The sequence below is a fragment of the Variovorax atrisoli genome, from assembly GCF_014195185.1.
In the GTDB taxonomy this organism is placed as follows: domain Bacteria; phylum Pseudomonadota; class Gammaproteobacteria; order Burkholderiales; family Burkholderiaceae_C; genus Variovorax; species Variovorax atrisoli.
The window spans coordinates 246128-266125 of sequence record NZ_JACIBG010000001.1 but is presented as its reverse complement, the minus strand read 5'-3'; the positions used below and the strand labels follow the sequence as shown (position 1 = coordinate 266125).

The 19998-nt window shown below is 63.8% G+C and carries 28 protein-coding genes and 1 tRNA gene; 12 read left to right on the top strand and 17 right to left on the bottom strand.

Going from position 1 to position 19998, the window contains the following annotated elements; all coding sequences use genetic code 11:
- Positions 1-23: 23 nt before the first annotated feature.
- Genes FHY06_RS01365 through FHY06_RS01355 form a run of 3 tightly spaced genes read right to left on the bottom strand, consistent with a single transcriptional unit; the run spans position 24 to position 3701 of the window.
- Positions 24-485, bottom strand: a complete 462-nt coding sequence (locus tag FHY06_RS01365; protein WP_026346220.1) for a SixA phosphatase family protein — start codon at positions 483-485, stop codon at positions 24-26.
- Between the two features lie 19 nt (positions 486-504).
- Positions 505-2826, bottom strand: coding sequence for a polyphosphate kinase 1 (gene ppk1, locus FHY06_RS01360; RefSeq protein ID WP_184602975.1), 2322 nt, complete (start codon positions 2824-2826; stop codon positions 505-507).
- A complete protein-coding gene (locus tag FHY06_RS01355; RefSeq protein WP_184602972.1) occupies positions 2823-3701 on the bottom strand; it encodes a GNAT family N-acetyltransferase in 879 nt (292 codons plus the stop codon). Before FHY06_RS01355 ends, ppk1 begins: the two co-directional genes overlap by 4 nt.
- A 172-nt stretch (positions 3702-3873) precedes the next feature.
- On the opposite strand from FHY06_RS01355, the gene FHY06_RS01350 reads away from it, so the two are divergent.
- The 4 genes from FHY06_RS01350 (at position 3874) to FHY06_RS01335 (ending at position 6802) form a co-directional block, all read left to right on the top strand.
- A complete protein-coding gene (locus FHY06_RS01350) occupies positions 3874-5556 on the top strand; it encodes an FAD-dependent oxidoreductase (RefSeq protein ID WP_260309432.1) in 1683 nt (560 codons plus the stop codon).
- A gap of 42 nt (positions 5557-5598) precedes the next feature.
- Entirely contained in the window at positions 5599-5868 is a 270-nt protein-coding gene (locus FHY06_RS01345) for a UBP-type zinc finger domain-containing protein (RefSeq protein WP_126184303.1), read from the top strand.
- 117 nt (positions 5869-5985) lie between these two features.
- Positions 5986-6690 carry a glutathione binding-like protein gene (locus tag FHY06_RS01340; RefSeq protein ID WP_184602968.1) on the top strand — a complete coding sequence of 235 codons (705 nt, stop codon included), beginning with the start codon at positions 5986-5988 and terminating at the stop codon, positions 6688-6690.
- Between the two features lie 35 nt (positions 6691-6725).
- Positions 6726-6802 (top strand) — tRNA-Pro (locus FHY06_RS01335).
- A gap of 684 nt (positions 6803-7486) precedes the next feature.
- Here FHY06_RS01335 and FHY06_RS01330 read toward each other — a convergent pair.
- Complete coding sequence (locus FHY06_RS01330) at positions 7487-7930, bottom strand: hypothetical protein (RefSeq protein WP_184602966.1); 444 nt, start codon at positions 7928-7930, stop codon at positions 7487-7489.
- 125 nt (positions 7931-8055) lie between these two features.
- On the bottom strand, positions 8056-8829 hold the full coding sequence (locus tag FHY06_RS01325) for an SOS response-associated peptidase (RefSeq protein WP_184604075.1): 774 nt from the start codon (positions 8827-8829) through the stop codon (positions 8056-8058).
- Positions 8830-8917: 88 nt separating this feature from the next.
- Between FHY06_RS01325 and FHY06_RS01320 the strand changes: the two genes are divergently transcribed.
- The 5 genes from FHY06_RS01320 to FHY06_RS01300 are packed head-to-tail and all read left to right on the top strand — an operon-like array spanning position 8918 to position 10416.
- Positions 8918-9325 (top strand): hypothetical protein, encoded by a 408-nt coding sequence (locus FHY06_RS01320; RefSeq protein WP_184602964.1) that lies wholly within the window; start codon positions 8918-8920, stop codon positions 9323-9325.
- A gap of 21 nt (positions 9326-9346) precedes the next feature.
- Positions 9347-9586 (top strand): hypothetical protein, encoded by a 240-nt coding sequence (locus FHY06_RS01315; protein WP_132751615.1) that lies wholly within the window; start codon positions 9347-9349, stop codon positions 9584-9586.
- Positions 9587-9916 carry a hypothetical protein gene (locus FHY06_RS01310; RefSeq protein ID WP_184602962.1) on the top strand — a complete coding sequence of 110 codons (330 nt, stop codon included), beginning with the start codon at positions 9587-9589 and terminating at the stop codon, positions 9914-9916.
- 19 nt (positions 9917-9935) lie between these two features.
- Complete coding sequence (locus FHY06_RS01305) at positions 9936-10151, top strand: hypothetical protein (protein ID WP_184602959.1); 216 nt, start codon at positions 9936-9938, stop codon at positions 10149-10151.
- Positions 10152-10161: 10 nt separating this feature from the next.
- Positions 10162-10416, top strand: coding sequence for a hypothetical protein (locus FHY06_RS01300; RefSeq protein ID WP_184602957.1), 255 nt, complete (start codon positions 10162-10164; stop codon positions 10414-10416).
- A 7-nt stretch (positions 10417-10423) separates the two neighbouring features.
- Here the strand turns inward: FHY06_RS01300 and FHY06_RS01295 are convergent, their stop codons facing one another.
- Positions 10424-10792: a hypothetical protein gene (locus FHY06_RS01295; RefSeq protein WP_184602955.1), complete on the bottom strand. Its 369-nt coding sequence runs from the start codon at positions 10790-10792 to the stop codon at positions 10424-10426.
- Positions 10793-10873: 81 nt separating this feature from the next.
- Here FHY06_RS01295 and FHY06_RS35130 point away from each other — a divergent pair, with 81 nt between their 5' ends.
- Positions 10874-11251 (top strand): DUF4224 domain-containing protein, encoded by a 378-nt coding sequence (locus tag FHY06_RS35130; protein ID WP_409327432.1) that lies wholly within the window; start codon positions 10874-10876, stop codon positions 11249-11251.
- Here the strand turns inward: FHY06_RS35130 and FHY06_RS01285 are convergent.
- Together FHY06_RS01285 and FHY06_RS01280 are read right to left on the bottom strand one after the other, a co-directional pair.
- On the bottom strand, positions 11158-11409 hold the full coding sequence (locus FHY06_RS01285; RefSeq protein ID WP_184604156.1) for a helix-turn-helix transcriptional regulator: 252 nt from the start codon (positions 11407-11409) through the stop codon (positions 11158-11160). The two genes, FHY06_RS35130 and FHY06_RS01285, sit on opposite strands and share 94 nt — an antisense overlap.
- Before the next feature lie 37 nt (positions 11410-11446).
- Entirely contained in the window at positions 11447-11740 is a 294-nt protein-coding gene (locus FHY06_RS01280; protein WP_184602951.1) for a hypothetical protein, read from the bottom strand.
- Positions 11741-11976: 236 nt separating this feature from the next.
- Here FHY06_RS01280 and FHY06_RS01275 point away from each other — a divergent pair, with 236 nt between their 5' ends.
- Both FHY06_RS01275 and FHY06_RS01270 read left to right on the top strand, forming a co-directional pair.
- Entirely contained in the window at positions 11977-12300 is a 324-nt protein-coding gene (locus FHY06_RS01275) for a DUF3892 domain-containing protein (RefSeq protein ID WP_221404088.1), read from the top strand.
- Between the two features lie 502 nt (positions 12301-12802).
- Entirely contained in the window at positions 12803-13237 is a 435-nt protein-coding gene (locus FHY06_RS01270; protein WP_184602949.1) for a hypothetical protein, read from the top strand.
- Between the two features lie 110 nt (positions 13238-13347).
- Here the strand turns inward: FHY06_RS01270 and FHY06_RS01265 are convergent, their stop codons facing one another.
- The 9 genes from FHY06_RS01265 to FHY06_RS01225 all read right to left on the bottom strand — a co-directional run bounded on the left by FHY06_RS01265 (position 13348) and on the right by FHY06_RS01225 (position 19931).
- Positions 13348-14028 carry a hypothetical protein gene (locus tag FHY06_RS01265; RefSeq protein ID WP_184602947.1) on the bottom strand — a complete coding sequence of 227 codons (681 nt, stop codon included), beginning with the start codon at positions 14026-14028 and terminating at the stop codon, positions 13348-13350.
- Between the two features lie 115 nt (positions 14029-14143).
- Positions 14144-14809 carry a hypothetical protein gene (locus tag FHY06_RS01260; RefSeq protein WP_184602945.1) on the bottom strand — a complete coding sequence of 222 codons (666 nt, stop codon included), beginning with the start codon at positions 14807-14809 and terminating at the stop codon, positions 14144-14146.
- Between the two features lie 514 nt (positions 14810-15323).
- The gene (locus FHY06_RS01255; protein WP_184602943.1) at positions 15324-15923 is read right to left on the bottom strand and encodes a hypothetical protein; all 600 of its coding nucleotides are present in this window, start codon (positions 15921-15923) and stop codon (positions 15324-15326) included.
- A gap of 29 nt (positions 15924-15952) precedes the next feature.
- Positions 15953-16303 (bottom strand): hypothetical protein, encoded by a 351-nt coding sequence (locus FHY06_RS01250; RefSeq protein ID WP_184602941.1) that lies wholly within the window; start codon positions 16301-16303, stop codon positions 15953-15955.
- Between the two features lie 46 nt (positions 16304-16349).
- A complete protein-coding gene (locus tag FHY06_RS34715; RefSeq protein ID WP_221404087.1) occupies positions 16350-16739 on the bottom strand; it encodes a tail fiber assembly protein in 390 nt (129 codons plus the stop codon).
- A gap of 2 nt (positions 16740-16741) precedes the next feature.
- Positions 16742-17599: a hypothetical protein gene (locus tag FHY06_RS01240; protein ID WP_184602939.1), complete on the bottom strand. Its 858-nt coding sequence runs from the start codon at positions 17597-17599 to the stop codon at positions 16742-16744.
- A 24-nt stretch (positions 17600-17623) separates the two neighbouring features.
- Entirely contained in the window at positions 17624-17809 is a 186-nt protein-coding gene (locus FHY06_RS01235) for a hypothetical protein (protein ID WP_184602937.1), read from the bottom strand.
- A 207-nt stretch (positions 17810-18016) separates the two neighbouring features.
- Positions 18017-18790 carry a hypothetical protein gene (locus tag FHY06_RS01230; RefSeq protein WP_184602935.1) on the bottom strand — a complete coding sequence of 258 codons (774 nt, stop codon included), beginning with the start codon at positions 18788-18790 and terminating at the stop codon, positions 18017-18019.
- Between the two features lie 43 nt (positions 18791-18833).
- Entirely contained in the window at positions 18834-19931 is a 1098-nt protein-coding gene (locus FHY06_RS01225; RefSeq protein ID WP_184602932.1) for a phage baseplate assembly protein, read from the bottom strand.
- Between the last annotated feature and the right edge of the window lie 67 nt (positions 19932-19998).

The window sequence follows — 19998 nt, the reverse complement described above, 5'->3', positions numbered from 1 at the left end:
TTCCCGCCTTCCGATACGGCTGGTCAGAGCAGTTCAGGCGACTGCACCGTCACCACAACGGTCTGCACATCGCCGTCGCGCTCGCGCGTGCGGATCCACCACAGCGCGCCCTTGCGCACCGGGCAGCTGTCCTGCTTCAGGCCGAGCAGCAGCGAGATCGCCTGCCCCACCGACGGCTGGTGACCGATCATCAGCACCACCGACTTGCCATTGGGCCAGCCGGCCGCACCGAGCATCGCCTCGGCGGTGGTGTCAGGAGCAAGCTCCGAACGCAGCTTGTACTTGCGGCCCAGCGCCAGCGCGGTCTGCTCGCAGCGCCGCGCCGGGCTGCAGATGATGCGCGTGCCGTCCGGCAGCTGCCTGTCGAGCCATGCCGCCATCCGCTTGGCCTGCTTTTCGCCGCGCGCGGTGAGCGAGCGCTGCATGTCGTCGCAACCCTCGGTCCAGTCCTCGGCTTCGGCGTGGCGCCAGAAGATCAAGTCCATGGTCATCGTCTTTCGATCGTCAGTTGCCGGATGCATCTCTGAGATGCCCTCGTGATGCGTAGCGGTTCATGAGCGCCGCCTGAGCGCCGTGGGCCTCGACGGCGGGCGAGGAACCGGCCTCGGCCGCGTGCGTATCGTGGGCGACGCGCGTGTAGGTGCCGTCGGCGCCCAGGTCCCAGGCGTCGCGGCCGTCGTGCAGGTAGGCCACCAGGCATTCGTCGATCAATCGCTGGCGCAGTCCGGGGTCGGTCACGGGCCACGCGAGCTCAACGCGCCGCATCATGTTGCGGTTCATCCAGTCGGCGCTCGACAGATAGAGCGATTCGTCTTCGCCATTGCGGAAGTAGAAGACCCGCGAATGCTCCAGGAAACGGCCGATGACCGAGCGCACCCGGATGTTGTCCGTGACGCCCGGCACCTGCGCAGGCAAGGTGCAGGCACCGCGCACGATCAGGTCGATCTTCACGCCCTTCTGGCCGGCACGGACCAGCGAGGAGATGATCTCGTCGTCGGTCAACGCATTCATCTTGGCGACGATGCGGGTCGGCTGGCCGGCCGCGGCGGCCACGCCGAGGGCATCGATCTGCGCGACGATGTTCTTGTGCAGGTCGAACGGCGCCAGCCACATGCGGTTGAGTTTCGGCAGGCGGCTCTGGCTCGCCAGGTGCACGAACACGGCCTCCATGTCGGCCGTCAGCAGCGGATCGGCCGTGAGGTGGCTGATGTCGGTGTAGAGCCTGGCGGTGCGCGGGTTGTAGTTGCCCGTGGAAAGATGGCCATAGCGGCGCATCTGCTTGCCCTCGCGCCGCGTCACCAGCAGCATCTTGGCGTGCGTCTTGAGGCCGACCACGCCATAGACCACCTGGGCGCCGATCGACTCGAGCATCTCGGCCCAGTTGATGTTGGCTTCCTCGTCGAAGCGGGCCTTCAACTCAACGACCACCGTGACTTCCTTGCCGCGGCGAACGGCTTCGCGCAGCAGGTCCATCATTTCCGAATCGGCGCCCGTGCGGTAGATGGTCTGCTTGATCGCCAGCACCTGGGGGTCCTGCACCGCCTCGCGCAGGAATGCCAGCACCCCCTCGAAGCTCTCGAAGGGCTGGTGGATCAGCACGTCACCGCGCTGCAACTGCTCGAAGAACGACTGGCCAGGCGACAGGGTGACGGGGTACGAGGCGCGATACGGCGGAAAGCGCAGCTGAGGTTCGTCGAGCAGGTCCGCCAGCTGCGTGAGGCGGGCCAGGTTCACAGGGCCGTGCACTCGGTACAGCGCCTGGGGCGGCAGGTTGAACTGCGCCAGCAGGAAGCTCGCGAGCGATTCGGCACAGCTCGCCGAGACCTCGAGGCGCACGGCCTGCCCGTAGTGGCGGTGCTGCAGGCCCTGGCGCAGCGCGGTACGAAGGTTCTTGACGTCTTCCTCGTCCACGGCCAGGTCGGAATGCCGCGTCACGCGGAACTGAGAGAAGTCGCCCACCTCGCGTCCCGGGAACATGCTGCTCAGATGCGCGCGCACCACGCTCGAAAGCGCCACGAAGAGCGTCTTGCCCTCCGACACCTTGGCCGGCATCCTGATCAGCCGCGGCAGCACGCGTGGCAGCTTGACGATCTGGATCGGGTTCTCGCGCCCGAAGGCGTCCTTGCCGCCCAGCCGCACGATGAAGTTCAGCGACTTGTTCGCCACCTGCGGGAACGGATGCGCCGGATCGAGCCCGACCGGGATCAGCAGCGGGCGCACCTCGCGCTCGAAATACTCGCTGACCCACTTGCGCTGGGCAGGATTGCGCTCGCCGTGCGAAATGATGCGGATGCCGTGCGTCGCGAAGGTGGGCATCAGCTCGTCGTTGTACAGCGCGTACTGCCGGGCCACCAGCTTGTGGGCCGCCTCCGCGAGCCGCTCGAACGATTCGACCGTGTAGGTGCCCTTGTGGTCGCCCGCACTGCCGGCGATCAGGTGAGGTGCGGCGCGGACTTCGAAGAACTCGTCGAGGTTCGACGAAACGATGCACAGGTAGCGCAGGCGCTCGATCAGCGGCACTTCCTTGCGATGCGCCCAGTCGAGCACGCGCTCGTTGAACGAAAGAATGCTGTGGTCGCGGTCCAGCAACGTGAAAGCAGGTGCCGCAACCTCGGGAGACGGGTTGGCGGGAGCGGGTGACATGGACACTGATTCTGAAGCAGGCGACACAGGAGGGAACACAGGCTGAAATATGACAGTGTCAGCCCCTCTTGTGACAGTTCCATGACTGTTCGGTGACGCCTCGGCGCCAGCGGTCTGGCGGCCGAGGGCACCAGGCGAGGAAGCGAGCGGCCCTGTCTCGGGCCGGTCAGCCGCCGGCTTCATGAACCCAGGAAGTGCTTGCGGTAACGCGCCGGCAGGTCGTCGATGCGCATCAGCATCGGCAGGTCCGCAGCGTTGAAATCCGGGTCCCAGGCCGGGGCACCGAGCACCTTCGCGCCCAGGCGCAGGTAGCCCTTGATGAGTGCCGGCGGTTCCACGTCGAGCGTGTCCAGGCGCTCGACCGGCAGCGGCAGGCGGGGCTGCACCTGGTACTGGATGGGCGCCATGTGCTTGGCCGAAACCTGGCGCCAGATACTGGCTGCAGCATCGCCGTTCGTGACACCGTTGTGTGACATCGGGATGCTGGCGCAGCCGATCATCGTGTCCAGCTTGTTGCGGTGCATGAAGCCGGCCAGGGCACCCCAGAGCGCGAGGATCACGCCGCCCTGGCGGTGGTCCGGGTGCACGCAGCTGCGGCCAAGCTCCACCATGCGCTCGCGCAGGTCGCGCAGGCGGGTGAGGTCGAATTCAGTATCGCTGTAGGTGCTGCCGACCCGGCGTGCCTGGGCCGGCGTCAGCACGCGGTAGGTGCCGATGACTTGCTGGGTCTGCTCGTCGCGCACCAGCAAGTGTTCGCAGAAGTCGTCGAACAGGTCGATGTCGTGGCCGGCCAGCGGCGAGGAGACCCGGGCGCCCATCTCGCCGACGAACACGTCGTAGCGAAGGCGCTGTGCGGCGCGAACGTCATCGACGTGGCGTGCCCAGCCGACGGTGATGCCTTGCCTTGATTCGACGGCCTGCGGCAGGATGACTGCAGGGGCCTGCGGCACCGACGGGCGGGCGGCAGCGGTGGAGCCACCGGCTGCAGGAGCAGGCCACAAGGCCGCGCGGAGCCCGATCTGAGAAAGCGGAAACGTCGGGTTGGGCAGTTCTTTCATGTGGAAACCCTTTCTGCGAGCGAGTCTCCGCACCTGCGATGAAGCGGGCATGTCAGGAAAATTGCAGGCACGTGACGCTGTTACAGCACCACCCCTGCCGCGAGACGCCTGCAACCGCTCGGGCCGCCTTCGTCGTCTAATGCGATGGATCCGCGAAATGGAGTTCGACCTCATGGCCACACCTGCCCCCGCCGGCACAGACAGCAGCCGCCTTCACCAGACTTTCCCGGTGCTCAGTGACACCGAGATTGCGCGCATCGCACGCTTCGGCACCGTCCAGCAGTTCCCACGCGGCACGAGGCTGTTCACCGCAGGTGAAACGGGCCCTGGCATGTTCGTGCTGCTCAAGGGCGTCGTGGCTGTCACGCAACGTGACGGCCTCGGGCATGTGGTGCCGATCGCACGGCAGGGGCCGGGCGAATTCCTCGCCGAGGTCGGCCAGCTGAGCGGCCGCCCTGCCCTCGTCGACGGCCACGCCGACGAAGACGTGGAGGCGCTGCTGGTTTCGCCCGCGCAGCTGCGCGCGCTGCTGGTGGCCGAAGCGGACCTTGGCGAGCGCATCACCCGCGCGCTGATCCTGCGGCGCGTGGCGTTGATCGAGTCGGGCGCCAGCGGGCCGGTGCTGATCGGGCAGCCGCAGTCGCCCGACATGGCCCGGCTCGAGAACTTCCTGCGCCGCAACGGCTATCCCTATCACCTCGTCGACGCAGCGCACGACCCCGACGCCGCCGCGCTGCTCGAGCAATACGGCGCCTGCAAGCTGCTCGCCGTCTGCCCGGACGGCTCTGTGCTGGTCAACCCGAGCGACGATGCGCTGGCGCGCTGCCTGGGCATGGTCGACACCGCCGAGCGCAACGAGCTCTACGACGTGGCCGTCGTCGGCGCCGGGCCTGCCGGGCTGGCGACCGCGGTGTATGCGGCGTCCGAGGGGCTTCGCGTGATCGTGCTCGACTGCCGGGCATTCGGCGGCCAGGCCGGCGCCAGCGCGCGCATCGAGAACTACCTGGGCTTTCCTACCGGCATCTCCGGGCAGGCGCTCGCGGGCCGCGCCTTCGTGCAGGCGCAGAAGTTCGGCGTCGAGATGCTGATCCCGGCCAAGGTCGCATCGCTCGACTGCTCGCGCGACAACCCGCTCAAGAGCCTTGCCGTCGAGCTTGCCGACGGCCGAATGATCCGCGCGCGCACGGTGGTCATCGCCAGCGGCGCTCGCTACCGCCGCCCCGACGTCCCGCGCCTTGCCGAATTCGAAGGCCGCGGCGTCTGGTACTGGGCCTCCGCCATCGAGGCGAAGATCTGCGCGCAGCAGGAGGTCGCGCTGGTCGGAGGCGGCAATTCGGCCGGACAGGCCGCGGTGTTCCTGTCGCGCCATGCGGCTAAGGTCAACGTGCTGGTGCGCGGGCCGTCGCTCGCTGCCAGCATGTCGCGCTACCTGATCGACCGGATCGAGGCCACGCCCAACATCTCTTTGCAGCCGCACACGGAACTCGTGCGCCTTCATGGCGGCTCCGACGAAGGCCTGACCGGCGCGACATGGCGCTGTCACACCTCCGGCAAGGAACATGACTGCGCGGCGCGCAACATCTTCCTTTTCGTCGGCGCGGAACCGGAAACCTCGTGGCTCGAAGGCTGCGGCGTGGCGGTCGACAAGCATGGCTTCGTGCTGACCGGCAACGCCGCCAGCCGCGGCTTTCCGGCGCAGCCATCCGCGGTGCTCGAGTCGAGCGTGCCCGGCGTCTTCGCCGTGGGGGATGTGCGCTCCGGCTCGGTCAAGCGCGTGGGCGGCGCCATCGGCGAAGGCGCCGCCGCGGTCGCCCAGATCCACCAGCACCTTTCGCAGGCCTCGGCAGTCGCCTGACGGGCGTCGGCTGCACACAAATAGAGAAGAAGGAGTTCAAAGTTGTCCATCAAACCCTGCGACCACGTGCCTGCCGAGATCGCGCAGCCTCATGCGCAGCAGCATCGCGGCTGCGAAGACTGCTTGAAGACGGGCGACACCTGGGTGCACCTGCGTCTTTGCGTGCACTGCGGACACATCGGCTGCTGCGACTCGTCGAAGAACCGTCACGCGACGCGGCATTCGCATGCCGAAGGCCACCCGGTCATCCAGTCGCTCGAACCCGGCGAGAGCTGGATGTGGTGCAACGCGCACCAGCGGCAGGTCGGCTGAGAGCTCCCGCAATTCGCCAGCCACACCGCGAATTCCCGCGCCTGCACGCGCCTGGATTCGCACGTATATGCTGCCGGCCTCGCATCCAACACATCCCGCACCGGAGAGCCAGACAACATGCCCGCATCGCCCATCGACGTCTATTCCTGGCCCACACCCAACGGCCACAAGATCCACATCATGCTCGAGGAGTGCGGCCTGCCGTATCGCGCGCACCCCGTGAACATTGGCAAGGGCGACCAGTTCGCGCCAGACTTCCTGCAGATCAGCCCCAACAACAAGATCCCCGCCATCACCGACCCCGATGGTCCGGACGGCAAGCCGATCTCTCTCTTCGAGTCCGGCGCCATCCTCGTCTACCTCGCGGGCAAGACCGGCAAGTTCCTGCCGAGCGGTGACCGCGAGCGCTACGAAGTGCTTCAGTGGCTGATGTTCCAGATGGGCGGCGTCGGTCCCATGCTCGGACAGGCGCATCACTTTCGCATGTACGCCCCCGAGAAGATCGCCTACGCGATCGACCGCTACAGCAACGAAGCCAGGCGCCTGTACGGCGTGATCGACAAGCAGCTGTCGCGGAGCAAGTTCATCGCCGGCAAGAGCTACTCGATCGCCGACATCGCCATCTTCCCGTGGCTGCGCAGCTGGGAAAACCAGGGCATCACCCTCACCGACTTCCCCCATCTGAAGGATTGGTTCGACGGCATCGCCGCGCGCCCGGCGGTGCAGCGCGGGGTGAAGGTGCTCGCAGACCTGCGCAAGCCGATCACCGGCGACAAGGAACGGGAGATTCTTTTCGGCAAGACTCATTACGAGAAACGCTGAGAGCCCCTTTATCCGGGCTAGAATAGAAGGCTTGTCGGGGTGTAGCGCAGCCTGGTAGCGCATCTGGTTTGGGACCAGAGGGTCGAAGGTTCGAATCCTTTCGCCCCGACCAAAAAATCGAAATGCACACAGTCACATTGCGGGCTGTGTGCATTTTTCGTTTGTATCTGCGCCGCGGGATGCGCGCGAAGGTGCCCCTGAGGGGATGCGGAAGGCCGATGACTCACCCGCACAGGCCGGAAGCCAGGAGCTGGAACTGCGCGGGATGAAAGTTGGCCCCGGAGGGGATTGAAGGACGAGCTGCAGGGCGCACCAGCGTTCGATTCCTCAAATTGGCATACCAGACGTTCCCCCGTCCGTTCCCCCGCTTTGACCGTACTTGATCAGGATGGGTTTGCGAGGGCGTGAGCGCTCCAAATACGAGCACCAAGGTTAAGGTGATCTGGCGAAAGAGTCCGAATTGCCTGATACCGCCGCTGCTACGCAACTGCACTGACTGACCAGCCTCCGCTACCCACATGGCTTGTCAGATTGCTGACAGTCTGAGAGTCACCTTGGTGGAGTCGAGTGTTCGAAGTCGTTCTGGTGACGAGACGAGAGCGCACTGATCCTGCGTGCAAGTTCGGCGACGAGCACTGTCAGGCCTAGATGCCCGTTCAATTTGAAAACAAGAAAAGATCCAACTCCAGCAAGAGCCGCTACACCTGCTGCGACCAAGTTTGCTTCTGAAGCATGGCCAAGAGCGATCGTCGCCATTGTTGAGGTCAAGGCCCCCACGGATGCGACGATGAGCGCCTTAGCCAAGGGCAGCAGAGAACCGTGGAAGTTCATGATAGATGTGATTTCCCAATGCACTGACAACCGCACAACCAGCAAGCCAATTTGACCAAAAGCACAAGATTTTTGTGTTTGACGATCCTTTGCCAACGTTGTGAACGGTGTTAAAAATCGCAAACACCACGGTAGCGACAGAGGCCAAGATTAGCTGCACCGCAAAAAAAGGCGACACCTTCATCGCAGGTAGCAGGGTTTCCGACATAGACGCTACAGTGATCGCAGCCGCATAAAAGCAAAGTTGCCCATCCGCGACCACCTCAGCCCAAACCTCAGTCAATTTTCGGGCTTCCGTCCCATCGAGTGAACTTACCTTTTTTATGAGAAGCAAGGCAAAGAGCGGGGCCGAGGGAAAGACGATGTTGAACATAGCCCACCAAAATTGTTCATGCAGCACATCCTCCATCGCGCGAATTCCTCAACGTTTGCGCGAATTCTGCCTGTTTTAGGGCACTCGAAGTAGGTCGTTTGCGCGACAGAGTTAAAGGGCCAGAAGGCGATCTGGCAGTCGGCGTCCCCGGTAGCACTCCCTCAGAACGGCAGATCTTCGGTATCGGCGCTCGACACCGCCGCCGCTGTTTCCTCTCGTGGTTCCTGGGCCGCCGCAGGGCCCGCATCGATCAGGTCGACGGGGATCAGATGCACCATCTCTCGCGCTTCTTCCGGCGTGCACGTCAGCCATCGGTCGAAGTCGTGCTCCTCGATCGCGACCACCGAGCGCTTGTCCTGCACTTCGAGCGGCTTCTTGGTCGCCCTGTCGATCTCGGGCCTGTGCATGCGCGACATGATCGGGTGCAGGTTGGCATTTATCGTGAGCATGGTGTAGCTCTCCCACACCTTCTCCGTCTCCAGATCCTTCCAGGTACTCCATAGGCCGGCCAGGCCCCAAGGGCGACCGTCCGCGCGGCGGAACCGCCACCATTGGTTCTTGCCCGACTCCCAGTTCGGCTCATCGAAGCTCCAGGCCGGGATGATGCAGCGCCTGCTGAGCTTCCATGCGTCCTTGAAGGCCGGCTTCTTCTCGATGCCAGCGAAGCGGGCGTTGTGCGTGGCCAGCTCCTTGCCCTTCGTCTCGCCCTTGTGCGGCGGCGCCGTCGGGACGTGGCTGCTCGACCACGCTGGAATCAGCGACCACTGCCCCACCGCGATCTCGCGCTCGTACTCCGTATTGTCGACGGCGCGGCGCATGAATGCCCCCGTGTACATCGGCCGCATGCTGCGCAGCCAGCGCTCGGCGTTGCGGGCGCCGATGTACCAGGCGGCCTCTATCTCGCGATCCTCAGGCGATATGTAACGAGTACACATGACTGACATTCTGCGTCGGGAAATCTGTTGACGGTCATAAACCCTGGGAAGATACTGTAAATCCATACAGTACTTTTAGGAGCTTGAAATGCCTGAAATCACCCCGCAGCCGGACTACGTCGCCTGGGCCTCCCTCTTCGCCTCTGAGTGGCTGCTCCTGGCCAAAGGCCATGGCGACTACGAAGACCTGTTCTCCCAAGGCCTCGCGTTGTACCGGGTCGTCGGCGGCCAGCCTGCCCAAGAGATTGCCGCCGTCCACTTCAAGAGCTGCAGCGCCGATCACGAAGACCTCGTTCGCGACCCTTCGGGAGAGTTCGAGAAGCTGGCGACGCGCGCCGAGATCATCATGAATGGCGACAAGCTGGATCCTGGCCTGCGGGAATTCGCTTTCAATGTCGTCGAGTTGTGCGCCGCGACGGCCGACGGGTTCGGGCACCCGAAAAAAGGCAACGCAGGCGACCGCATCAGGGCGCTCTATGGACGCCTGCCCTTCTAGCCCTGCCCCAGTGAGCACCTGATGGAAATAGAGGTTGAGCTGGTGGAAATGGCGCGGAGGGTCGGTGAGCTCGGCCCAGACGATCCGATGCGCCCCACCCTGCGTGATTTCGCTGACGAGGTCGCGGGGCGCTGCGCGCGCATCGGCGACCTGTACGGCGACTGGGATCGGAATGCCGGTGACCACATTCGCGCGGTGATGCATGAGCTGCCGGGTCTTTTACCGAAGCCACAGAGCCAAGATGAGCCGCTGGTGCCTTAGATGTTCTTAGCGGACGTGACATTCCTCATGCGCCACGGCTTGCGACTGAGATCCAGCCAGAGAGAAGCGCCGATGCGTGTGTCCGTGCAGATTCGTGAGTCCGACCGTGACAAGAACAATTCAGGGCGCAATCTCACCGAAGTGATGTTGTTCGAGAATTGGGGGCTGCCCCAAGCTCGTTCAGCCGGCCGGATTACCGACCCAACGTTGCTGCCGTACAAAGGCAATGGCTTCTTGCTCTCCGGCATCGAGCGCGATACCGGAAACGATGGCACTGCAGAGTATCGACAGGTCTGGCTGGTGATTCCTGTCGAGCAAGGCGGTCCGTAGCGAAAGAGACAATCCTGCCATGAGCCAAGCTGAATTCTTCCCCTCCGAGTCCACTATCCTTTACACGCCGGCCTGGTACAGCGGCACCGCGCGCGAGGAGCGCCCCCTGCCGCTCGCGCCGGGCGACTACAAGGTCACGCCTGGCCACGGCGCCGAGCGCTGGACGGTCACGTCCCTGAAGGACGGCGCCACGGTCTACAGCGGCATCGGGCCGGTCGAGATCCGCCCCGCGTGAGAGCACCACGATGACGACCCTCTACCTGCAGATGACAGACAAGCTCTCCGCGCACTGGAGAGCCCACAACAACGCCTACCCGCGGAAGTTCGTTCTGAGCCCAGCTCTGCGCGACGAATACCTGAAATGCCTCAGCTGGGTGACCGACGCGCGCGTGAGAGTGACCACCATCCCCGAAAAGCACATGGGCGTGCCCATCGAGATCGACGAGGCCTCGCCGGGCGTCATGGTGGCCGCCGACGGCGCCGAGGTGACGCTGCAGTAACGTCAGACTACTTGCGCCCGCTACCTCGATACTGGTCGATGAGAACGGTCGCAAAGGTATCGGCAGCTATGTAGATCTTCCAATCTGGATTGTCCCCGCAGATCTTGTCCATGACCAACTCTATCGAGGTGGGGGGCGGTACATCTAAGACCGACTTGCCTTTTGCCCCTGTAGCGTTCTTGCTCGAAAGAAAGCCTTGAACCCAGGCAAGCACCAGCCCTTCGATGATCGCCTCTCTATCCTGCTGCGGCTTTTTCCTTGCGTCGAGCCAAACATCGCAGCTCGCTGAGCCTATGCCGGCCATGGCTGTCTCCGCCTGAGCTAGACCACTCGCCGCAAGCATCAGGGTCGAGAGAATGTATCGGATGGATTTCATGAACCCATTTTCCATGAGGCGGCGGGCCTCCAAGGCCGCTCGCAAATACCTAGCAGGCGCGCTGCAACGCGCCCAGAGCCTATGAGCAGGTCAAGCTGCGCTTCAAAAGAATCGACCCGCCCGGAACTCCCCAAAAATGACCACGGTGCTGGAGCAATGACACCCAACATGTTTCTCACTGACCAGGAGTTGGTGCGCCTGACCGGCTACAAGGTCAAGTCGAGGCAAATCGCCTGGCTACGCAGCGAAGCTATCCCCTTCCGCGTGAGCGGGACCGGGCACCCCGTCGTGACGCGTGTGGCAATCGAGGGGCCGATACACAAGCATTCAGATCCAACGCCCGAGCCATGGGTGCCTGCAGTCCTTCAATCGTCACGCCCCTCCCACTCGATCACATCGGACAGCAGCCATTTGCCGTCGGCGCCTGGCTTGGGCAACTCGCCGCGGCGCATGCGGTAGGTGATGGTGTGGCTCGTGACGCCCAGACGCTCGCACATCTCGGCGCGTGTGAGACGCAGGCCACGCACGCGCACGATCTGCACGAGGATGGTCTCGATGCGCGCCAGCCGACGAAGAATTTCGCGCTCGACGTCGGTAGCGCTCAGTGCCTTATCCATGCAGAGTGGTGCAGGTCGGCATAGGCCTCCTCGCCTGCTACCTCTTCACTTCACGCTGAAAACCTACCTCAGGCGGCTCTAGGTGATGCACAGCCAGTTGCATTCCCTGTTCGAACGCTCCCTGCATCGAGTTGGCCCGGTATTGCGTCGGCGCATCAAAGAGCCGAGCCCTCTGACCGCCAGCAGGCGTCAAGAAAACATGGAAGGGCCATCTGTCGTGAGTGATGTCGTAACCGGTCACCACCTCGATCTTGATGCCTTTGAAGGTCCCTTCCAGCACATTGCGCACGCCAGTTTCCGTCTGAACAACCTTCTCAATTTGGGGGTTCATTTCCGACTCCTGCTTGTAAGGGCTTCAGTATGAACTTCCGCGCCCCCGCCTGACGAGGCATGCGCCCAATTGAGAAGCACCTTGCGCACAGTTTGCAGGAGATGTCATCGTCTAGTCAGGGCTCGGCTGGCTGGGCCGCGGAAGAGCCTTAGCACGGATTCCTCCCCAGTTCATGGGATTCAAAGGGTTTTTACCCACCTGAAATCGCCCACAGACGCGCGTAATAGGCGCCGCCGATGAAGGCGGCGACAAAGAAATCAAAATCCGAGGAGCTTCGCATGGGTCAAATCCAAATCAAGTGCATCAACAAGCCGTACCGGGACTCGCCGGTCGACAGCATCATCAATGTGGGGGGCATAAATCCTGACGGCACCCGGTGGAAGCTCGACCTAGCAAGTGCGGTGATGCATGCTGAACGTGGTGACTATCAGTTCTTTGTCCAGGTTGGCTTAAACCGCGCCGAAGTCGAAGTCGCGACTCGCAATGGCAAGAAGTACTTGCGCACCGTTCGCGATGACACGAAGGTAGACAACCTGCTTAGCCTGCCCGAGTGCCCGTAAGTCGTAGCGTCGTGAGCGCCCGCTGCTTGCGGGCTTCGTTCCTTTGCGGCTTGTTGGCAGTGCAATGGCATTCATCTGCAGCAAACTATCCGTGCTCCGGCAGCAAAGGCGGAGTCGCCCGTTGCAACGGCGCGCTGTTCATCTGCAATGATGGATCGATCAGCGGCTCGAAGAAGAACTGCTCGGCCGAGTTGGGTGCGCCGGCGCTCAACCTGGTCGCGCCTCCTCCGCGTGCTGCGGTCGGAGGCGACTGCTCATGCCGCTCGAACAACATCTGCACGGGCCCACGCGGCGGGCAGTACTGCTTGAGCGATACCGGGGCGAAGAGCTACGTGCGGCGCTGATCAAACTACTGCAGCCTGGCCGCTAACGCTCGACTGCTGCTGCGCGGCACAGGGTGCTCACGACGCACATGAAGAGTCGTTCAACACGACTCACCCTCCCTACTGTCTGCAGTCCGATAGCCGTAGGATTCGATCAACCCATCTAACCGCTCCAGCAGATGACGCATACGCTCACCAGTTTCATAACCGCCTTTGCCAACGGTCACCTCGCCAAGCATCCTGCCGTGGCATTTACGGCGCTACGGACCATGTCGCTTGGGCAGGCAGCAGTGGGATTCGCCTTCTTCATGAACGAGGAATACAGCAAGAGCTGGACAGTGGCGCCATTTGCGCTCTTATTTCCCCTGTTCCTCGTGCTTGGCGCGGCGACTGGAGCGATGGCGATTACGGCAGGCCAAAATGGCCGCTTGCTCGTGGCAGCTGGAAGCTTGTTTGCCCTTCTGACTTTAGCCAACTATGTGGCACTGGTCCTGTTCCTAGTTTTCGTCAACTGGCTCGCCGCCATCGCACTCGTACTTAGCGTGATCGCAGTACCGTGGTTGCTCAGACTGGGCGGCTCGCTGTATGGTAAGTCCGAGCCTCCGCGCGAATAGGTCTTGAAAGAAAGAGCCTTACCGCTGGCGAACGAAGGAGGCCTACTCGGCTCCATCAGCATCTGCTGGAGCTGCTCGGCGGTGCGGGTTGGTCGTCCCATAGTTTCACCTCACTCCGAAGCCTTCCGATCTTGCGCGTGCGCAATCTCTGCGACGTACTGATTTGCAAGCACGCCGTAGGAAATCTGGACCTTCCCAAGGGCGAAGGTGAACGCCTGGCGCTCCACCATGGAGACACTAAACACCGCGTCGCGACGCTTAGCCAGCTGACGCATTTCTGCAGAAGCCTCACGCAGTGCATCGAGCAAGTTGTAGGCGGTCCTGACCTCCTCGTAGCTCGGCAAATCCTGAAATGGGAGCTGACTCAATCGAACAACCTCAAGGTCAGCCTCATCTACAAGAGGCGTAGTGGAACTCCAGTCCTCCTGGAAGCCCACGGTTCGGGCTACGTGCGCCTCCGCCCGCACAAGCGCGCTCATCGCTCGCTCGGCGATGGCGACATGTACGCCGACCAACCTAGCGCGGTCGGCCGCCTTCTCGCGCGACCGGCGCAGCGACTCTCGCTTGAACTGCCCTGCCGGCACGGCGATAGCGACCCCGATCGCAACCAGCGAGCCGACCGCTTGAACCCAAGTCGGCGCATCCAGGCGACCGAAGACGGCCGCGGACGTAACAAAGAACCAGCGAATCGCCGTCACGCCCGGAAAGATCGCGAGGGCGTGCACGAGCAGCAGGCATGTCAAAACAACAAGGCTCAGCAAAGTGCCCCAGTTCAGCAAGCGTTCTTTCATTTCACTCTCCATCCTCGGAGCGCATTGTGAACCTCCTCGACACCTCCCCGACCGCGTGCGCGCCAAGAGATCCAGGCCCTGTAGCCGGCACGCCAGGCCCGGCGGACTACGCGACCTAGCTGGCCGGCTTCTGGTGGGTCGGGCCGAAGGGATAGGCCAACAGCGGCAGCTGATCAAGGCGGATCGTGACGGGTTCGTCCATGTCGACCAGGCCATCGTCCGGATGGTCGAGGCGTTGGCGACTCTCGAACAGCACGTCGCCATCCTCCAGCTCGAAGCCGTAGCCCGCCGCGATCGCATCGAAGCAGAGACCGCCGCGCCGCTCCATGAGAGCGACGTTGCGCAGTTGGAAACCACCCCAGTGGCCATCGTCTTCGGCGGGTGACTCGACCGCCTGTAGCCCGACCGCCTCTGCCGCGGCCAGTGCACGCGCACGCTGGGCACCCTGCGACCAATCGAAGTCCTGGGTCCAGTCCAACGCCCGCAGCCGGCGCACCACCTCGCCGCGCGACAGCGTGACCGGAGCACCCGGGTCGGCGCGGCGGCTCCGGGCGGCGGCCGGCGGCTTGGCCGGTGCACGAGCGACGTCCTGCGCGGCATCGTCCGCGAAAACCTTCTTCGCGGAAGCGTGCCAGCGCTCGCCCTTGTACGACGCTTCGAAGTCGATCAGGTTGCCGACCAGGACCAGCTGCCCGCGTTCCTTCCAGATCGTCACAGACTTGCGCGAAACGCTGCAGCGCCGCGCATGCTCGGCCTGGGTGATCAGTTCCTTCGTCGTCATGTGTTACCTCGTCTTGTTACCTTGCCGCTGCGACTGCGGCGTTACCTTGTTACCTGTTACCTGCTTTTTGGCCTCAGAGCCGGTCGAGAAACGCGACGCGCAATGCCCGCGATGCATCAAGCTGGCCGAAGGACCCGTCGAAATCCTGAAGTAGGTCGCGAGCTGCGATCCCCTCCGAAGCTGCCCCCAACCCGGGGGCTCCCTCAAGGTTCGCCCAAGGCACCCGCAAACTGCGGGCACCTGCAAAGGCACCCCCAAAGTGAGGCCCCCTTTACCGGCTCACTTTTGAGCCGGTTGGGGGTGGTCCAGTTTTGGACCATCCCCACGATGGAATCGATGGCTCACTTTTGAGCCATACGTCAATCTGATGCACCTCTGCTACATCCCTCCAATCTTGGTGAGATGTGAAGGGGGTGACCAAAGTGACACCCCCTCGCTGCTGCGCTGCGCGTACATGGCGGGCGTCACCTGGTGCTCAACAGGCCCTGCGTGGGCCAGCAGCCCGCATGGCGCCTCACTTCGTGCTGGTGCTCGCGCGGACCTGAACCTGCGTCTGTGTGCGCGCTGCCTCTGCTGCCAGGGCTCCATGCATCCGCGCTGCGCCTGTCTGGCCCGCCGAGAACTCGCCAGGATGCGCGCCGATGCGCGGGTTGCGATCAGCGCGCGCCTGGTTGCGCCTGTCCACGGTTGCCGCAGCGGGCGTGCTCTCCAGCAGCGCAATCCCTTCCTTGCGTGTCATCCTGCTGGTGAACGCAATGCTCTTGGCCAGCGCTGGGTTTCTCAGCCCGGCGGCGCAATTGACGATGGCCTCGCATCGTGCACGCTCTCGATCGCGGGCGGCCGCCATTGTGCCCGATCCATGCATCTCCTCGTCTTCATCGGCAGGCCTGCGCGCAGCAGACACGGGATGGATGGATGTCGCCTTCGTCGCTGCAGGCGGCTGAGCGGGCGCCGCAGTGCGTCCCAGCGCAGGCGGAGGTGCCGCAGGCTTCTTTTTGCCGAAGCCGAACAGGTGCGCCAAGCGAAAGCTCGACAGCACCTTGTCCGCAGTCGATCCCCGCCGGCGCGCTGCGGCGCTGAGCGAGGCCTTGAAGCTGAAAGCCGGTTTCTTCATGGTCAGCCCTCTGTTAGGCGCAGCCACGGTTAAGCCGCCACCGTGTCGACGGGTAGACCGCTCGCTTCGGAGGCGCGCTGCACCAGGGCGGCGTGCTTGTCCTCTCGAGCCCTGGCTTCGGCGGCAACGAGCTCGCCAGCCTCTTCGTATAGCTTCTCCAGCTGCAGCAGGATGTCGTTGGTCACGACACCTTCGTGACGATCCGAGTGCTCGACCGTCACCAGGCCGTTGACCGCGGTGCCCAGCCACACCGGGACACCGCGATGTGCAGCCAGGGTCTTCAGCCGGCCAAAGACCTCGCTGTTGACTGCAGGATCCACGTGAGCGGCGATGCTTCCGGGTCCAGCGGTCAACGCCGAGTTGAGTGCGATGAATTTCATTTCTAAACCTCCAGTATTGGGTTGTCTGTCGCGTTTAAAGGCGCCTTCAGCCGGGAGCCTTCGGCCAATCGACAGCGGCGGGAAAACCCGCCTGTTGCTCGATGCGGTTCAGCGCAACCCGGTACTGCCTCCAGGCCTTCAACGCGGCCACCTCCGCTGGCGTCGCGTCGCCGAGCTCGACGGCATCGTTCAGCGGGTCGATGCGCAGGGCAGCAGCGGCAAGCAGTGCGTTGCGCTCCGCGATGGCGCCTGCGGCGTCCATCGGTGGCGGCTCATACGGCAGCGGTGGATCACAAGGGACCAACGTCACCGGGAGGGAATCCAGAGGCACGCCTTCAGCCGTATTGAAGTTGTAGACGCCGTCGCTCTCGATAACCTCCACATCGTCTTCGAAGGCGAAGACTTGCTGATCCGTGGTGTTGACGAAGTACTTCATGATCAGGAAACCTCGACCCAGTTGTTGTATGCAGAAAATCCGCCCGTCGCGGCGTTGACTTGGTAGGTTGCTCCCGGCGGGACCGGGAAGGCGATGAATCCCGACAAAGCCGTCGCGCCATTGGTGGACGCACCGATGTAGCCGATTCCTCCAACCGTTGCACTCAACGCATTCGAGCCTGCTGTGGACGCGATGGCGCTGATGTAGACCCACATGAACCGACTGGTTGAGTTCGTGTAGGTCACGCCCAAGGATCGGGACCCGGCGACGCTGCGCACCGTGGCGCCGATCGTGGCCTGATTTCGCTGCACGGCATGTCCCGACTGGGTGCTGGCGGCCACCTGCAGCGCAGCGCCGGTGCACTGAATCAGGACCCATGAGCTGAGAGCGGCGCTCCAGACGACTTGACACTTGCCGCCGGCGAGGATTTCTCCGCCTTGCAGCGCGACGTGCGCGGGGCCCACGATGGGGCTGGCGCCGAGGCCGTTCACGTTGAGTGTCGCGGCGCCTGTGTTCGTGGCGTTCGCCTTGAACCAAAGCACCATGCCGTCGGTCAGCGCCGCGATGGCCGGCGTGTACGTCAGCACGCAGGCATTCGCGGCCCCCGTATCGCTCGCGGTGATCAGCCCGTTCGACCGGAGCGACTTGAGCACCTGGTCATAGGCGGTCTTGCTCGGCGCCACACCGGCGCCAGAGAGCACGTTCAGCAGCTCCTGCATGAGCGCGTTGAGGAACGAGGCGCGCAGGTACGTCGCGGCTTGGCCCAGCGCCGGATTTCCCTCGGTGAAAAAGCCGGGAGTGCCCGCCGCCTCGGGCGTGGGCATTACCGCGACCGCGGTGGCGTCATCGATGGCAAACATGGGATTCCTTTGAGTTGGTAGCGGTCAGGACTGCCGCGCCGTGTTCTCGGCGGACACGTCTGTGTTGAGTTCGTCGTCGCTGGATGCCAGCGGATCGCCCACACGCAGCGTGCCGGCACGTGCTGGGGTGACTGTTCGTGGGCTTGTGGTTCCCGCGCCGTCGGCGACCACGGGAGGGCCACCTGCTGTTGAGTTTTCGATTTCAGCCATGTGCACTCCTTGTGCGTTTGAAGCCAGATTTAAGAAAGTCTCCCCATCTCGCAGGGGAGCACGCGGCCAACGCCCGACCGACCACACGTGAGAAGGAATAAAACGGTCGACGTTGACTGCCGGTGTTGCATAGCGTCCACCGCCGGCTGGGACCCGAGCCGGAACCTCGGCCGCCGCCTTTTCTCAACGACTGACGTTCCATGCTTTTCATTGCTGTGCAGGATCTGCCGCGGGTGCGGGCGTGCCGCCTTGGCGTACCTCGATGCCCTTGCGAACGTATGGGCCCGGCCGGCGTGCCAACGGCACGTAGTCGGGGTAGACCTTCCCGTTCACCGCGGCTTGCCGAATGGGCGAAATCAGAGACTGGATCTCCGCGGCGTCGGGCCCCAGGCCTTGCGACGGCTCGAGTAGATTCGCGCCAGCGTTGTACCAACCGCCGTTCACCCGCTGGCGTATGAATCCGCTCGGACGGGGAACGTAGGCGGCATCGGTGAAGTCCCGCATCGTCTGTCCGCCGATGGCGTGCGCCTTCTCGATAACCACAGCCAGTTGCTTTGCGGCCGCTTCGACTTCAGGCGTCAGAGCTGCTGCCGCGGCGTTGCTCCAGAGACCCAACTCGACATCCAGCTCCTGCGCGCGGAGACGCACGGCCTCGTGGAGCTTCGGTCCTTCCACCTCGAGAGCAGCGATGCGCGCGCGCAAGCGGCGGAGTTCGCGCTCCTTGACACCGAGGTCGGTATCCAGGCGGAGAGCGGCCTTGTCCAGCGCTTTCACTTCGTCGCCGTCGGCGAGCGCCAAAGCTGCCTCCGCGGTCGCGCGCTCCGCAGTGAGCTGCTCCACTTCGGCTTCAAGGGCTTTGATCTGGGAAGCAGTGGCACCCAGTTGATCGTTGAGCCGCTTGCACAGAGCCACGGCGTCCGCAACTGCGGCGCTTGCCCGGTCCAGCTCGGGGGTGATCACATACGAGGATGAGGGTTTCATGGGACGTTCCTGTTGAGTGGATGACTGGAATGCGGCGGGCGGGCTAGCGGCGAACCTCGTTGCCCCAGCCGATGCCTGGGTTCGCCGGGATGTCGGCGCGGACATTCATTTGTTCGATGGGGATCGGCAGGAACGCCTCGGGCCGCATGATGGTTAGCGCGCACGTGGTACCGGCGTTGTCGCGGCGGTAGGAGACTTCCGTGATGAGCCATGTCGCCGGCTCGCTCCGACTTCCACATTTCAGGGACGGGAGGCACAGCGGCACCAGAGTGTTCGGGGTCCACAGTGCGCCGGCGCTGTCGCGCCAGCCGTCGGTGATCACGTTGAGCTGAGCGGCCCGCCCGATCCGGCGATTCGCTTCCCAGGTGACTCGCTTCTGGGCGAAGTCCTGGCCTCCAGTCGGTGCTTCCGAAATGATCATTCGGGTCCGTCGCCGAGCAATCTGCGGGTCCTTCGCCTTTGCGAGCAAGTTGCCACCCTCCCCGATGTCACCCAACACATCCATGCTCTGCATGAAGCACTGGTAGTCGGAGAAGCGCTCGTCGTTCGCAAACGTCATGGTCGCGTTCTGGACGTTTTCGCCTTCGGTGAAGCCACTGGCCGCGGTGACGCTACCCGCCTGGGCCAGCAGCAGGTTGCCGTCCGGCTGGTCGTACGCCAGCAAGGCGCCGTAGCGGCACACCCGCTCGATGATCTCGAAGGCCGTCTCGCCGATCATCAAGTTGAACTGGTCGACTCGCACACCCTTGCTGCCGGGCGCCGAAACCGTGATCCCATAGGGCTCCGCCAGCTTCTGCGCGATGCCGAGCGCGTCGGCGCCGCTGATCTGGCCGCCGGGCCATTCCGCCGAGCAGTCCACCAGGTCTTCGCACTTGCTACGTCCGACGACGGTGATGGCATGCTGTTCGGGGCCGATGCCGTAGATCACGCGATCGACGTAGCCGGTCAGCACGAGGTCGTCCGCCAGCCTCACGGTGCACGGGTCGCCAGGCTGCACTACGAAGGAATCGGGCTCCCCAGGGAATCGCTCCGTCATGCCGATCTGGAAATCGGAGGGGCAACGCTCGATGCCGCGCGTTACGCGCACCTCGGTCCAGCCGGACAACTCTCGGCCGCCGACGATTAGTTTCAGTTCTTCCATGGGCTCACTTCTTGAAGTTGCGCCGGCTTGCCGGGATGGCGCGCGCCGGCTGGCGCTTGACGAGAAG

Coding starts and splice junctions, on each gene's coding strand:
- FHY06_RS01230 (WP_184602935.1), bottom strand. CDS start 18,790: ATGAAACCCTCATCCTCGTATGTGATCACCCCCGAGCTGGACCGGGCA.
- FHY06_RS01340 (WP_184602968.1), top strand. CDS start 5,986: ATGCCCGCATCGCCCATCGACGTCTATTCCTGGCCCACACCCAACGGC.
- FHY06_RS01285 (WP_184604156.1), bottom strand. CDS start 11,409: ATGGATAAGGCACTGAGCGCTACCGACGTCGAGCGCGAAATTCTTCGT.
- FHY06_RS01330 (WP_184602966.1), bottom strand. CDS start 7,930: ATGGAGGATGTGCTGCATGAACAATTTTGGTGGGCTATGTTCAACATC.
- FHY06_RS01280 (WP_184602951.1), bottom strand. CDS start 11,740: ATGAACCCCCAAATTGAGAAGGTTGTTCAGACGGAAACTGGCGTGCGC.
- FHY06_RS01225 (WP_184602932.1), bottom strand. CDS start 19,931: ATGGAAGAACTGAAACTAATCGTCGGCGGCCGAGAGTTGTCCGGCTGG.
- FHY06_RS01235 (WP_184602937.1), bottom strand. CDS start 17,809: ATGGCTGAAATCGAAAACTCAACAGCAGGTGGCCCTCCCGTGGTCGCC.
- FHY06_RS01240 (WP_184602939.1), bottom strand. CDS start 17,599: ATGTTTGCCATCGATGACGCCACCGCGGTCGCGGTAATGCCCACGCCC.
- FHY06_RS01250 (WP_184602941.1), bottom strand. CDS start 16,303: ATGAAATTCATCGCACTCAACTCGGCGTTGACCGCTGGACCCGGAAGC.
- FHY06_RS01305 (WP_184602959.1), top strand. CDS start 9,936: ATGAGCCAAGCTGAATTCTTCCCCTCCGAGTCCACTATCCTTTACACG.
- FHY06_RS01255 (WP_184602943.1), bottom strand. CDS start 15,923: ATGAAGAAACCGGCTTTCAGCTTCAAGGCCTCGCTCAGCGCCGCAGCG.
- FHY06_RS01300 (WP_184602957.1), top strand. CDS start 10,162: ATGACGACCCTCTACCTGCAGATGACAGACAAGCTCTCCGCGCACTGG.
- FHY06_RS01310 (WP_184602962.1), top strand. CDS start 9,587: ATGTTCTTAGCGGACGTGACATTCCTCATGCGCCACGGCTTGCGACTG.
- FHY06_RS01325 (WP_184604075.1), bottom strand. CDS start 8,829: ATGTGTACTCGTTACATATCGCCTGAGGATCGCGAGATAGAGGCCGCC.
- FHY06_RS01315 (WP_132751615.1), top strand. CDS start 9,347: ATGGAAATAGAGGTTGAGCTGGTGGAAATGGCGCGGAGGGTCGGTGAG.
- FHY06_RS01365 (WP_026346220.1), bottom strand. CDS start 485: ATGGACTTGATCTTCTGGCGCCACGCCGAAGCCGAGGACTGGACCGAG.
- FHY06_RS01355 (WP_184602972.1), bottom strand. CDS start 3,701: ATGAAAGAACTGCCCAACCCGACGTTTCCGCTTTCTCAGATCGGGCTC.
- ppk1 (WP_184602975.1), bottom strand. CDS start 2,826: ATGAAGCCGGCGGCTGACCGGCCCGAGACAGGGCCGCTCGCTTCCTCG.
- FHY06_RS01260 (WP_184602945.1), bottom strand. CDS start 14,809: ATGACGACGAAGGAACTGATCACCCAGGCCGAGCATGCGCGGCGCTGC.
- FHY06_RS01270 (WP_184602949.1), top strand. CDS start 12,803: ATGACGCATACGCTCACCAGTTTCATAACCGCCTTTGCCAACGGTCAC.
- FHY06_RS01275 (WP_221404088.1), top strand. CDS start 11,977: ATGAAGGCGGCGACAAAGAAATCAAAATCCGAGGAGCTTCGCATGGGT.
- FHY06_RS01295 (WP_184602955.1), bottom strand. CDS start 10,792: ATGAAATCCATCCGATACATTCTCTCGACCCTGATGCTTGCGGCGAGT.
- FHY06_RS01350 (WP_260309432.1), top strand. CDS start 3,874: ATGGCCACACCTGCCCCCGCCGGCACAGACAGCAGCCGCCTTCACCAG.
- FHY06_RS35130 (WP_409327432.1), top strand. CDS start 10,874: ATGAGCAGGTCAAGCTGCGCTTCAAAAGAATCGACCCGCCCGGAACTC.
- FHY06_RS01265 (WP_184602947.1), bottom strand. CDS start 14,028: ATGAAAGAACGCTTGCTGAACTGGGGCACTTTGCTGAGCCTTGTTGTT.
- FHY06_RS01320 (WP_184602964.1), top strand. CDS start 8,918: ATGCCTGAAATCACCCCGCAGCCGGACTACGTCGCCTGGGCCTCCCTC.
- FHY06_RS34715 (WP_221404087.1), bottom strand. CDS start 16,739: ATGAAGTACTTCGTCAACACCACGGATCAGCAAGTCTTCGCCTTCGAA.